This window comes from Actinomyces sp. oral taxon 448 str. F0400 (assembly GCF_000220835.1).
Lineage (GTDB): Bacteria > Actinomycetota > Actinomycetes > Actinomycetales > Actinomycetaceae > Actinomyces.
This window is the reverse complement of record NZ_GL985606.1, coordinates 1,707,629-1,720,809: the sequence shown is the minus strand read 5'-3', so window position 1 is coordinate 1,720,809 and position 13,181 is coordinate 1,707,629. Positions and strand designations below refer to the sequence as shown.

The 13,181-nt window shown below is 69.8% G+C and carries 8 protein-coding genes and 1 pseudogene; all 9 read right to left on the bottom strand.

The features are described 5' to 3' along the window. Positions 1–54: 54 nt before the first annotated feature. On the bottom strand, positions 55–2,613 hold the full coding sequence (locus tag HMPREF9062_RS07330) for an HAD-IC family P-type ATPase (RefSeq protein ID WP_009749456.1): 2,559 nt from the start codon (positions 2,611–2,613) through the stop codon (positions 55–57). Beyond that, positions 2,610–3,599, bottom strand: a complete 990-nt coding sequence (locus HMPREF9062_RS07325; RefSeq protein ID WP_009749455.1) for a TerC/Alx family metal homeostasis membrane protein — start codon at positions 3,597–3,599, stop codon at positions 2,610–2,612. Before HMPREF9062_RS07325 ends, HMPREF9062_RS07330 begins: the two co-directional genes overlap by 4 nt. 650 nt (positions 3,600–4,249) lie before the next feature. Beyond that, positions 4,250–5,929 (bottom strand): glycosyltransferase family 39 protein, encoded by a 1,680-nt coding sequence (locus HMPREF9062_RS07320; protein ID WP_009749454.1) that lies wholly within the window; start codon positions 5,927–5,929, stop codon positions 4,250–4,252. Then, positions 5,926–7,431, bottom strand: a complete 1,506-nt coding sequence (locus HMPREF9062_RS07315) for a glycosyltransferase (protein WP_009749453.1) — start codon at positions 7,429–7,431, stop codon at positions 5,926–5,928. The genes HMPREF9062_RS07320 and HMPREF9062_RS07315 overlap by 4 nt, the downstream gene beginning before the upstream one ends. Continuing rightward, the gene (locus tag HMPREF9062_RS07310; RefSeq protein ID WP_253270681.1) at positions 7,428–8,039 is read right to left on the bottom strand and encodes a hypothetical protein; all 612 of its coding nucleotides are present in this window, start codon (positions 8,037–8,039) and stop codon (positions 7,428–7,430) included. The genes HMPREF9062_RS07315 and HMPREF9062_RS07310 overlap by 4 nt, the downstream gene beginning before the upstream one ends. 204 nt (positions 8,040–8,243) lie before the next feature. Continuing rightward, positions 8,244–10,340: an excinuclease ABC subunit UvrB gene (gene uvrB, locus HMPREF9062_RS07305; protein ID WP_009749451.1), complete on the bottom strand. Its 2,097-nt coding sequence runs from the start codon at positions 10,338–10,340 to the stop codon at positions 8,244–8,246. Positions 10,341–10,559: 219 nt separating this feature from the next. Continuing rightward, the gene (locus HMPREF9062_RS07300; protein ID WP_009749450.1) at positions 10,560–11,282 is read right to left on the bottom strand and encodes a hypothetical protein; all 723 of its coding nucleotides are present in this window, start codon (positions 11,280–11,282) and stop codon (positions 10,560–10,562) included. A 140-nt stretch (positions 11,283–11,422) separates the two neighbouring features. Continuing rightward, positions 11,423–12,766 carry a dephospho-CoA kinase gene (coaE, locus tag HMPREF9062_RS12155; protein ID WP_009749449.1) on the bottom strand — a complete coding sequence of 448 codons (1,344 nt, stop codon included), beginning with the start codon at positions 12,764–12,766 and terminating at the stop codon, positions 11,423–11,425. 232 nt (positions 12,767–12,998) lie between these two features. Continuing rightward, a pseudogene (locus tag HMPREF9062_RS13625) lies at positions 12,999–13,094 on the bottom strand (QacE family quaternary ammonium compound efflux SMR transporter); the annotation flags it as partial. Between the last annotated feature and the right edge of the window lie 87 nt (positions 13,095–13,181).

Sequence of the window (13,181 nt, the reverse complement as noted above, 5' to 3'; positions counted from 1 at the left end):
CTCCTGGTCTGAATCCGGGGACGCGCCCAACCTATGCCGTCGGTGCGGCCCGCGTCAGCCGCCGCGCGCCCAACGACCGCATTCGCCCTCATCCGCGGGCCGGCAGGCGGCGCGCACGAGGCGAACCGCCTCGATCCCGGCTGCGGCGGCCCCGCCGCACACCGCGACGACCAGCCAAGTGGCCGGAGCCGGCCACGCCAGGAGGAAGAAACTCCGTACCGGTGCGATCAGCACTCCCAGCACTGCGGTGCCGCCCATGAGGACGATCAAACCGAGCCGCCAGCCCAGCAGGGGCCTGGCAGTCAGCGTGAGAAGCCACAGCCCCGAGACGACCAGGACCAACGTGGCGCCGGTGGTGACTTGGCCCTGGTCTGCGGACCCGTGGGCGAGCCACTGGCGGGCCGTGAGCGTCGCCGCCCCGGCGACGAGGCCGGCCGGGACGCAGAGCGTGAGCACCCGGCGCAGGAAGCCGGGGCGGTAGCGCCGGCTGTTAGGGGCCAGGGCCAGCACGAAAGCGGGGATGCCGATCGTCAGGGAGGACACGATGGTCAACTGGCGGGGCAGGAACGGGTAACTGATCGCGCTCACCGCCACGATGACGGCGATGAGCGAGGCGTAGACCGTCTTGGACAGGAACAACGAGGCGATGCGTTCGGTGTTGGCCATGACCCGGCGCCCCTCGGCGACCACCGCAGGCAGCGCCGAGAATTCCCCGCCCAGCAGGACCATGCGGGCCACCGCCCTGGTGGCCGGCGCCCCGTTGCCCATGGCGATGCCCAGGTCGGCGTCCTTGAGAGCCAGGGAGTCGTTGACACCATCGCCCGTCATGGCCACGGTGCGTCCGCGACTGCGCAGCGCCCGGACGAAGGAGCGCTTCTGCTCGGGGGTGACGCGGCCGAGGACCTGGGCCCCCTCGAGCGCCCCGGCGAGCGCGTCCAGGGTCGCCGGGTCTGTGGCCTCGGCTGGCAATTCGCGGGCGTCGAGGGCCACAGGTCCGCCCCCGTCGGGAGATGTGATCGCAGCGCCGGCGGCGACGGCGGCAACGGTCGTCGGATTGTCACCGCTGATGATCTTGACGTCGACGCCCTGGGAGCGGAAGTAGGCCAGGGTCCGGGCCGCGTCGGAGCGGATCTGCTCGGCCAGCACCACGAGACCGGCCGCCCGCCTAGTCGCCGGCAGGCAGGGTTCGTCGTCGGTGCCCCGAGCGCAGGGCTGGGGCGCGCTGACCACGGCGAGAACGCGCACTCCCGTGGCCGTCAACCGCTGGGCGTGGGCGAGCAGGCCGGGGCCCGCCTGCGCCTGGGCCAAGACGATCTCGGGGGCGCCCATGATCCAGGTCTGGTGGTCCAGGACGGCGGCCGACCATTTGCGTCGGGAGGAGAAGGCGATGGCGCCGCTGACGCGCGATGCGACGTCCTGCGCCCCGGGGAGAGGACCGCTCGCGTCGGCGCCGGGAGTCGCGGACCCTTCCGTGAGTCCTTCGAGGATCGCCTCGGCGGTCGCGTTCGGGTCAGCGACCGCGGTGAGAGCCAGCAACGGCTCACGCAGTGCTGCGGTAGCGTCGATGAGAGCTCCATCGCCGTCGTCGGCGAGGACTTCACTCAGGGCGATCCGGCCGGTGGTGAGCGTGCCGGTCTTGTCCAGGCAGAGGGTGTCGACGCGCGCGAGGACCTCGACGGCGGGCAGCTCCTGAACAAGCACCCGACGGCGGGCCAGAGTCAGGGAAGCGGTGGCGAAATTGACGCTCGTGAGCAGGACGAGCCCCTGGGGCACCATGCTGACCACCCCGGCGATGGAGGCGACCAGGGCGGCGCGCCACTGGCCCGCGGGGACGGCGGCGGCGCTGATGGCCGTCCCGCGCATCTGCGACCAGAACAGCAGTAGAGCGACGGGCACGATCACCCAGGAGATCCACTGCAGAACGCGGTCGGTGCCCGCCTGCAGTTCGGAGGTCACCACCGAGTAGCGGCGGGCCTCGCTCGCCAAGCGGTTGGCGTAAGCGTCGGCGCCCACAGCCATGGCACGCACGAGGGCGGTGCCCGCGATCACAGTGGTCCCCGACATCACCCGCTCGCCCGCACGGGGCCGGACGGGAACCGACTCGCCGGTGAGGATGGACTCGTCGACTTCCAGGCCGTCAGCCCGTACGACGGTGGCGTCGGCCGGCACCTGATCCCCGCTGCGCAGACGCAGGACGTCATCGAGGACGATGTCGGCCACGTCGATCTCGATGTCCCTCCCATCGCGCACGGCGCACGCAGTAGGCGCCTGAAGGACGGCGAGACGGTCGAGCGCGCGCTTGGAGCGCACCTCGGCGAGCGTGCCCGTGGCGGTGTTGAGAACCATCACGAAGCCGAACAGGGCGTCGGGCCACCTGCCCACGAGGAGCACGAGGACGAGCGCGGTCGCCAGGATGGCGTTGAAGACCGTGAAGACGTTGGCGCGCAGGATCGCGATCACGGAACGGGAGGTGCGCACCCGATAGGCATTGGTGCGCCCCTCGCGCACGCGTGCGGCGACCTGCGCGGATGAGAGCCCCGGGAGCTCGTTGGACGCCGGCGTTTCGGGACCTGCGGGACCGGGGCGTTCGACGCGCCCCCGCGGGGCGCTCACGAAGGCCTCCGGGTGCGGATGAGCGAGGCCACGGCCACGAGGAGGAGTGTGACGACGATCAGTCCCAGCGAGACCGCGGTGGAAGGCTCGGGGACGGCGGTGACGGGGCGTCCACCGGCGACGAAGGGCAGCGTGTTCTCATGCAGGGCGTGGTTGACGAGCTTGAAGCCGATGAAGCCCAGGATGACGGCCAGGCCGTAGGGCAGGTAGACGAGCCGCTCGAGCAGGCCGTCGATGAGGAAGAAGAGCTGTCGCAGGCCCAGTAATGAGAAGGCGGTGGCGCTGAAGACGAGGAAGGGCTGGCTGGTCAGACCGAAGATGGCGGGGATGGAGTCGAAGGCGAACATGAGATCGGCGCTGCCCAGGGCGACAATGACGATGAGCAGGGGCGTGATCATGGTGCATCCGGCGTGCCGGTGTATGAGTCTGTTGCCCACGAAACCGTCGGTCGTGGGCAACAGCCTTCGCACGAAGCGGGTCACGGAGTTGTCGACGTAGGCGGTGGCGTCCTCCTCCTCGTCCTCGTCCTTGCGCGCGTCGACAACCTGTTTGACGGCGGTGTAGACGAGGAACGCGCCGAAGAGGTAGAAGACCCAGCTGAAGTGTTCGATGAGGGCCGCGCCGAGCAGGATGAAGACCAGGCGCAGAACCAGGGCGGTGGCGATGCCCAGCAGCAGCGCCTTCTGCTGGAAATTCCGCGGCACACGGAAGGTGGACAGGATGAGGATGAAGACAAAGAGGTTGTCGACGCTCAGGGACCACTCGGTCAACCAGCCGGCGTAGAACTCCGCCGCGTAGATGCCTCCCGCGCTCGCCCAGATGGCCAGGCCGTAGACGGTCGCCAGGGCGGTGTACCCGATGGTCCAGCCGGTGGCCTCGCGCATGGACGGCGGATGGGGGTTGCGGGCATGGCCGACGAAGTCGATCGTCAGCAGGCTCGTGACGATGATGGCCAGGGCGAGCCAGGCCAGGGGGCTGACGCTCATGTTCTCGTGCTCCTTGACGGGACCGCACCGTACCCGGGTGCCGGTGGGGCTCCGATCCGGGCCGGCCCGGGCTTGACTCGCGGTCGCCGCAGGACCAGCGGAACGGCAATGAGAGCGACTGCGATGTTCCGCACCGGCCGGGCCCCGGTGGGCGGCCCTCCGTCGGCGGCGGGGACGCCGTCTGCGCCGCCGACGCACGGGAACGGGAATGCCGTCATGGTGCGCTCGGCACGACAGCGAATGCGCCGAGCGTCTCGCCCGCTCGTGGGCGGGACGGGCGCGGGAGCGCCTCGCATGACGGCGTCGGGGGCCGGCCATCTCAGGACGTCAGCATCCACTGGTGATACCTCCGGTACGACTCGGGTACCGGAGGTCTCCTCCCGCCGCGTAATTCCTGCCGCCGTAGCGGCCGTCATACTGGCCTGCGACGCCGGGGGCCGGCGTTCACAAACCCGGTCCGCCGTGATGACGACGTCGCCGTTGGTGGGAGTACTCCCCTCCGCATAATGACGTGTATAGCGAGTGTAACGTCCCGAGCGCTCCCCGGACTCGACCGACGAGAACAAATGCTGTGGCATCGGCTACTCGTCGGCCGGATCCGGGGGGCAGGGCCGTGACGCGAGCCCGCCCCGGACGGGCCTCCCCGCCCATCAGTCGGACGGGGTCTCGTCGTCGAATCGGTAGAGACGCCAGGTGAATCCTGAGTCGTCCTGCCACTGCCGGGCCAGGGTGGCCACACCCCCGCCGTCGTCGAAGATGCCTGGGTAGCGGGTCGCCACGGCGTCCGCTGAGGAGTCCTGTCTGGAGGTGACCAGGGCGAACCGGACCCCGTACCCGCCTGGATCGTTCAAGGCCACGGTGAAGTCCCGGTCGGGGGTGATGACGAATTGCTTGGGCCTGTCACTGGCCAGAACGACGGCGAAGGAGTAGGCCACGTCGGTGACGACCGAACCGTCGGGCAGGCTCATCGCGTCGATATCCGACGCGATACGGTCCGTCATGACGTACTGCCCCGCGCTGGCCGACTCGCGCGCCAGCGTCTCCTCGCGCGCCAGAAGGGGGTCCGCCTCCCCGATCCACGCCAGAGGCATGGCGATGGTGAGACCCACGACCAGCAGGAGCGTGACGAATGCGGCCGGGAGGCGGTGCCCGTCGGAACGGAGCCCGGCCGACCGCACCGCCCCGCACAGGCAGGCGGCCGCGAGCAGGCCCAGGGGCACGGCGGCGATCTGGAACCGCATCCATCCGAAGGACATGCCGAACAGGAAGGTCAGCTCCTGAAAGCCCAAAACGGCGCCCAGCACGACTGTGGGAGCCAGGATCCGGGCGTCCGCGCGCACCCAGGCCGCCACCAGGGCGAAGAGGAGCAGCGGCGGGGCCAGCGGCGCTGTGTGGACCAGCTGTGCCAGGAGATAAGCGGCAGCGTGCCCCATGCCGGTGCCGCCGGTGACGGCGTCGATGGTCTCCCGCGCCGTCCCCACCTGGGCGGAGTTGCCGTACTGGGAGGTGAAGGTCTCCAGCCACGAGCCCATGATGATCCTGCTCGCCAAGGACCACAGGGCGAAGGTCGCGGCCAGCGGCGTGACCGCCAGAGTCACGTCGAGCAGGGACACCGTCCACGGCCGGCTGCGACGGCGGGCGCGCAGAAGCGAAACGCACAGCACCAGCAGGCCGACGGACACGCCGATGGCCAGTGCCTCGTAACGCACCAGATAGGCCAGCCCGGTGCCCAGGCCCACGTGCACCAGCGCCCAGGGGTCGTCCGTCTGCAGCCAGCGCAGGAGATGACGTGCGGTGTAGACGCACACGGCGAGCAGCATCGCCTCACTGGCCCCGGTCGCCGCCGACAGCAGAACCAGCGGGTGAACGGCCATGAGCACCGTCAGGGCGGCAGCGGTCGCGGGCCCCGCCCCCAGATCACGGGTCAGTCCGTGGAAGCGGCCCACGGTGTAGGCCCCGCACAACGACGAGACGATGCATCCGGCCAGGGCATGGCCGGCCAGCGCCGGCCACAGCGGCGTCGCCAGCAGCAGGGGCATGGTGAGCAGTGACGGCAGAGGATTCCACACGAAGCCGATAGCGGCCAGGTGCGGGTCCCGGCTGAACAGCACATAGTAGCCGTTGGCGACACGGCTCATGGCATCGGGGAAGACGAGGTCGTGAGCGCTCAGCCACGCCGCCACGGTCAGGTACATCATGAGTGCGCTCAGAGCGAGCACCTGCTGGACGCGACCGTCCCGGTCGCGGGCCGCGTGCCTGGCGGCGACGGCTCGTGCTCCGGCGCTCGAGGTCGTGAGGACGGATCCTGTGGGGAGGGCGGCGGCGGTCATGCGACTCGCCCCGCCATCGGGGCCGCCGGAACCCGCGCCCGATTCAGACCGTGAGCGGTCTTCTCCCAGTAGGAGGGCGCGGTCACAAGCTGGATGACGGCTTTGAGGGCCGCCAGCCACATGAGCGCCCAGTACAGGGGCATAAGGAAGGCCGCCAGCAGAAGGTCGGGGCGCTCCATCTGCCGGGCGGTGAAGACGCCCATGTAGAGCACGGCGAGGTTACCCAGCACCAGGCAGATCATACCGAGGTAGTAGACGACCGATGGGAACAGGGCCGCAAGCGTCGGGTCGTGGGAGGTGAACCACATGACAGTCAGGGCCCAGAAGAAGCCGTTGAGCGCGGACAGCAGCGGCGTCCCCGCGATGAAGACGACCAGTCCGACGATGCCGCGCCATCCCAGCTGGCCGGTCACGAGCCGAGGCCGGCGCGCATGCACCAGAAAGGTCTGGACATAGCCCTTGTACCAGCGGCTGCGCTGACGCACCCAGTTGATTGCATCGGAGTTGGCCTCCTCCCGCGTCACCGAGTCGAGCACCCCGACCTTGTAGCCGGCGCGGTGCAACCGCAGGCCCAGATCGGCGTCCTCGGTGACGTTCCACGGGTCCCAGGCTCCCGTCGCGCGCAGCACGTCGGCGCGGAAATGATTGGAGGTCCCGCCCAGGGGCACGGGGGCGCCCAGAGCGACGAGCCCGGGGAGCATATTGGCGAACCATGAGCCGTAATCCAGTGCGAACCATCGGGTCAGGAGATTCTGGTCGGAGTTGTAGAAGCCGAGCCGGGCCTGCACGCAGGCGTAATCGGGTCCCAGGCGCCTCATCGCTACGACGGCGCGCCGCAGCTGCAACGGGTCGGGGGCGTCCTCAGCGTCGTAGATGGTGCACATCTGCCCTTCGGAGGTCAAGAAGCCGTAGTTGCACGCCTTGGGCTTGGTGCGCGGCTCGCGGGAGGGCACGTAGACGATCCCCAGGTGATCACGCGCTTGAAGGGTCTTAGCGGCTTCGGCGGTCTCGTCGTCGTCCGCCTCCAGGAGGAGCTGGATGTCGAGTAGGTGGCGCGGGTAGTCCAGCGTCTCCAGGCGCTCGACGAGGTCCGCCAGAAGCGGCTCGTGGAAAACCGGCACGAGAACGGTGTAGACGGGCAGGGCAGCGTCGGGCACCGCGCGCGCCTCCTCATCGGTAACCGCCACCATGCGGCCCCCGCGGGCGCCGAGACGGAAGAGGATGAGCCGGTAGGTCAGGGCGGTGACGTAGGCGAGCGTCGCCACGGCGACGAGCACGATCCCCGCGACCCGGGGGCGCAGTACGAGCCCGGCCAGGACGACCGCGGTCGCACCAGCCAGAAGGACCCTCTGCCAGCGCACGAGCGTGCCGCGGGCCGAGTACTCCGGCGCGGCCGCCGACAGGCCGAAGCAGGACAGGCCGATGAGCTGGTCGCGGTCGCCGCGGACCTCCACGGGCGTCGGCAGGGTCAGAGACCCCGCGCGCTGGACGGTCAGCGTCATGCGATCCACCCCCTGGCGGCCACGAGCACGGCGACGGCGGCGGCCGCGGGGACGACCAGCCTGAAAGGCGGCAGGGCATCGAGCTGCCCGACGGGAGCGGGTCCCCATCGCCACGCTATGACGATGCTCACGAGCAGGCAGACGGTCAGGCCGACCGCCCCGGGGATCGGAGCCGCCAGGGCCGGTCTGGTTCCCAGCAGGACGGGCAGGACGGAGGGGGCCAACCAGCCGGTCTCCCGAGTGCCGACCATCCAGAACAGGACTCCCGCCGCGAGGCAGATCGCAGCGAGAACGGCCGCCGCGGGGTGGAACGCGACGTCCCACTGGGCCACGATCCAGCCGGCGCTCGCCAGTCCGCCGGCGCCGAGAATCCGGTCGAGATCGCGGTCGTTGATATGGGGCTGACGGCGGCGGGAGAAGACGAGCGCGCACGCCAGCACAACGGCGCCCGCATCCCACAGCCACGCGCCCGGTGGTCGATCGGGCACGAGTACGGCGGTGCACAGCAGGCAGATCGCACCGAGTACGGCGAGATGCTGGGAGGCGACGGGTACCCCGGCGCGTGCGGGGGCCGAAACCTGCGAAGTGGTCAAGGACGAGGCGCTCACCGGCGTCTCCTCTCCACGGCGAGCCCACCAGGGGACGGGCGCCGTCAGGGAACAGAATCAACGCCCCGGCGATCAGGACCACCAGGGCTCACAGCGTATGGTGGCACACGCACGGGGGTTGCGCTGTGATCCGCGTCGGCACGTCGTCGGGAGATGGATCACGTTACGGCGGCCTGCACGCCGGCCCCGCCGGCAGCGACTCGTTCAGGCGGTAGCGCGCATATCGCGCAGCTCCTTCTTCAGGTCCTGGATCTCGTCGCGCAGGCGGGCCGCGAGTTCGAAGTGAAGGTCCTCAGCGGCCGCGTGCATCTGAGCGGTGAGCTCGTCGACGAGGGAGGCGAGATCGCTCTCGGCGGCTCCGGCGAGCCTGGAGCGGACTGTGGCCTCGGCCGCCTTCTTACGGCGGGAGGTCACGGACCGCTCCTCGTGACCGCGGTAGCCGCCGGCCAACAGCTCGGCGGTGTCTACGTCCTCGCGCGCCAGCATGTCGGTGACATCGGCGATCTTCTTGCGCAGAGGCCGAGGGTCGATCCCGTGGGCATCGTTATAGGCCAGCTGCTTGGCGCGACGCCGTTCGGTCTCCTCGATGGCCTCGGTCATGGCGGGGGTGATGATGTCGGCGTACATGTGCACCTCTCCGGAGACATTGCGGGCGGCGCGTCCGACAGTCTGAATGAGCGAGGTCGATGAGCGCAGGAAGCCCTCCTTATCCGCATCGAGGATCGCCACCAGCGAGACTTCGGGAAGATCCAGTCCCTCGCGCAGAAGATTGATGCCGACCAGCACGTCGAACCGGCCCAGCCGCAGCTCGCGCAGAAGCTCGACGCGGCGCAGGGTGTCGACGTCGGAGTGGAGGTATTCCACGCGCACGCCGCGATCGACCAAGTAGGTGGTCAGATCCTCGGCCATGCGCTTGGTCAGCGTGGTGACGAGGACCCTCTCGCCCTTGTCCGCTCGAGTGCGCACCTCCTCCAGCAGATCGTCGATCTGCCCCTGCGTGGGCTTGACGACGATCTTGGGGTCGACCAGGCCGGTGGGCCGAATGATCTGCTCGACGACGCCATCGGAGCGCTGCGTCTCATAGTCCCCGGGCGTGGCGGACAGGTAGACGGTCTGACCCACCCGGTCCTCGAACTCGGCGAAGGTCAGAGGACGATTGTCCAGGGCGGAGGGCAGGCGGAAGCCGTGGTCGATCAGCGTGCGCTTGCGCGAGGCGTCGCCCTCGTGCATGGCGCCGATCTGCGAGACGGTGACATGGGACTCGTCGATGACCAGGAGGAAGTCCTCTGGGAAGTAGTCGAGCAGCGTGTTGGGCGGGGTGCCCGGGGAACGTCCATCGATATGCATGGAGTAGTTCTCCACGCCCGAGCACGTGCCGATCTGGCCGAGCATCTCCAGGTCGTAGGTTGTGCGCATGCGCAGGCGCTGGGCCTCCAGCAGCTTGCCGTCGCGCTCGAGGACGGCCAGACGCTCGGCCAGCTCCGCCTCGATACCCCTGATGGCCCGCTCCAGGCGTTCAGGGCCGGCGACGTAGTGGGAGGCGGGGAAGACGAAGACCTGATCGGTGGCGTCGATGACATCACCGGTCACCGGATGCAGGGACGCCAGGGACTCGATCTCATCGCCGAAGAACTCAATGCGGATGGCCAGCTCTTCGTACATGGGGATGATCTCGACGGTGTCGCCCCGTACTCGGAAGGTCCCGCGGGTGAAATCGACGTCGTTACGCGTGTATTGCATGGCCACGAAACGGCGCAGGAGTTCATCACGGTCGATCCGCTCGCCCACGGACAGCGGCGTCATGCGGTCGACGTACTCCTGGGGCGTACCCAGGCCGTAGATGCACGAGACCGAGGAGACGACGACGACGTCACGGCGGGTCAGCAGGGAGTTGGTGGCGGAGTGGCGCAGGCGCTCGACCTCGTCGTTGATGGAAGAGTCCTTCTCGATGAAGGTGTCCGTCTGCGGAACGTAGGCCTCGGGCTGGTAGTAGTCGTAATAGGACACGAAGTACTCAACCGCGTTATTCGGCAGCAGCTCACGGAACTCGGCGGCCATCTGCGCGGCCAGAGTCTTGTTGGGCTCCATGACGAGGGTAGGGCGCTGCACCTTCTCGACCAGCCAGGCGGCGGTGGCGGACTTGCCGGTGCCGGTGGCCCCAAGCAGGACGACGTCCTTCTCCCCCCCATCCAACCGCTCGGCGAGCTCGCGAATCGCGGTGGGCTGGTCGCCGGACGGCTGGTAGGGGCTGATGACCTCGAACGGCTTGTCGGCGCGGCGCAGATCGGTGACGGGACGCATGCGCCAAGGCTACGCGGCGGAGGCCCCGACGGTCGGATGCGGTCAGGCGTCGTCACGGCGACGGTGAGTCCGCAGACGGCTCACTGAGGATCATGCCGGACGTTCCGCATCCGGGACGCGGGCACCGCATTCCGGATCCGGGCCGTCCGCACCTGCTCGAGATAGGGAGGCTGAGCGCGAAACGGCCCGTCTCGGCCGCGTCGGGGAGAGCACGAGACCTCAGGTGCCGCGCAGGTCGGAGCCTCCCCATTCGACGGCCGTCAGGCCGGTGCGCGGCGGGGCCGAGGCGAGCGTCTGCTCAGGCACCTCTTGATCGGGGACCTCCCCGACCAGGAGGTAGACGCGCACGAAGACGTCCGGCACGATCGAGGCGCCGGAGCCCGGGTCGGTGAAGGTATACCGGGCGACTTGAGAATGCTGGTCGGCGGCGAAGGTGAGCAGGGACCGCTCGTGCTGCTCGATGCGCGGCGCCCAGAAGGTGATGAACTCAGCGGCCTCCCGGTCCGTGAGCCCCAGCAGGCCCAGCATGTCCTCCAGCAGCCCCGTGACCCGATCCCGCGTCACGACGAAGCCCTCAGTCTGCTCGAATGGTTTGGCGGCGATGCCCTCCCAGAACAGGGACGGGTAGGTGCGCCCCGACGGATCCGTCAGCGTGCCGTCGGGGGCCGCGGTGACCGACCAGACCGCGCTGGTCCCCTCCTGCCGGGGCTGCGGGTAGCAGTAGGTCAGCTGCCCGTCGTAGGCCAGGGCGACGTCCAGGGCGGCCTCCGCTTCCGGGTAGATGGAGAGGACCGGCTTATAAGCCCTGCCGTTCCGGCGCCAGCCGCCGCCTCCGCGGCCGTTGTCCCCGCGGCCGTTGCCGCAGGCCGCCAGAGCGCCCGCCGAGGTCAGGGAGCCGAGGGCGAGTACTGACCGGCGGGAGACATCTCGAACATAGGGCACGATGACCTCCGAAGATCTCCGGTGAACAGCCGGCGGCGAGGGCCGCCGTGACCCGGCCGTCGCACGGGACCGACCTCATGGAACAGCCGCGGGTAACGGTAGCAGATCGGTGCCCGCGGCCGGCAATGATCCCGCGACGCTCATGCAATGCCGGCGGAAACGCCGGCGGAGATGTTGGCGCGGACGCGATGCTCCCACAGCCAGTCCACGCCATCGACCAGGTCCTGCTCGGTGCCGTTGTTGACGAGCACGACGTCGGCCGCCCGCCGGCGCTCCTCATCACCGACCTGGCCGGCCATGCGACTGCCGGCCTCCCGGCGCGATAGCCCCCGCTCCTCCAGCCGCGACAACCTGGCCGTGAGGGGAGCCTCGACAACCAGAACGCAGTCGAAGAGGTCCTCCGTCCCCGACTCGATCAGGAGGGGAACGTCGTAGACGGCCACGCCGTCGGGTCCCGCTTCCTCCATGCGCCGGGCCGCCGCCTGGGCGATCCTCGGCAGAGTGATGGCCTCCAGCTCGGCGCGGGCGCGGGGGTCGGTGAAGACCCGCGCGGCCAGCGCGGCCCGATCCAGGCCCCCGTCCGCGGTGAGGACTGCGGTCCCGAAGGCTTCGACGACTTCGGACAGACCGGGGGTGCCCGGCTCCACCACCTCGCGGGCGATGACGTCGGCGTCGACGACGCGAGCCCCGCGGGCCGCGAGCAGCCGCGCCGCCGCGGACTTGCCCGCGCCGATGCCGCCGGTCAGGCCCACGCGCAGGACCCGGTTGCCGCGCGGCACCGCCAATCGCCCCAGGCCGGCGCGGGAGGCGCGGCGGCGACGGATCAGGTCGGCGAGCTCGACGATGAGCGCGCGGAGCACCTGCGCGGCCGCCGGCGCGGGCACAACCTCCTCGGGCGGCACATGCACGAAACCGATGACGGGCCGGTCCTTCGCGGGCGCTTTCGCGGCGGCGGCGAGGGAGGCGTAGAACGTGGCATTGCAGACGTAGTCGCCGGCGTCATCCGAACGGGCCACCGGCAGGCCCGCCGCGCCCAGTCGCCCCACCAGTGCCGCCGCCGGCCACGTGGCGCGCAGCTCCGACGGGCCGCCGGGGACGAGCCGCCCAGCGGGCGTGCGCCCGGCGTTGTCGGCAGCGCGCGCAGCGGTCGTATTGCGAGCGGTGGTCTCCAGCCTCACCTCGCGGGCCCGCGTCCCGAGTCCGACGTGCACGACGATGTCGGGGCACGCATGCTCAATAACCCTGCACCCGGCCGCGGCCGCTCCGGCGAAGGTCACCGGGAGGAGCTCCCGGGTCACGATGGCGCTGCCGCCCACCAGCTCGATGATCTCGGGCAGGAACCGCACGGCATCCCAGGAGGCATTGGACGCGGCTCCATCGAAAGGTTCGAAACCCGTGATGTGAACCGTCACCGGCGCACCGGTTACGTCCTGGACCGCCATGGCACGGCCACGCGCGCCCGGGTCGTCATGCATGCGCGTCATGCGGTGAGATTAGCCCTACGGACATCTGCCAGTCACATGCATGGCGCACGAGCAGAGCTTGCCCGTCGACGTCAACGGGGCTGCGTGAGCTTGAGTCCCACGACGCGGGCCATGAGTTCGGCGAGCAGGAGGGCCCACGGGAGCAAGACGAGCTCGGCCCCGGTGGCCACCAGGCGACGGTCGTGGCAGCCCCGACGGCGGTCCGCACGGCATAGCGGGTACCCACCGGAATATCCTTGAGAGCGATCGCCAGGCCGCCCATGGAAATAAGGCAGGACACGGCGAAGACGAAACTGGGCAGGCGGGTGAAACCCTCCGAACGGCTCATGGCCGTGACCCAGACGGCCTCGAACAAGCCGAAGACGATGAGAATGATCCACGCCGTGGTGGAGCCCTCTTCATGAGAGGCAGTGGC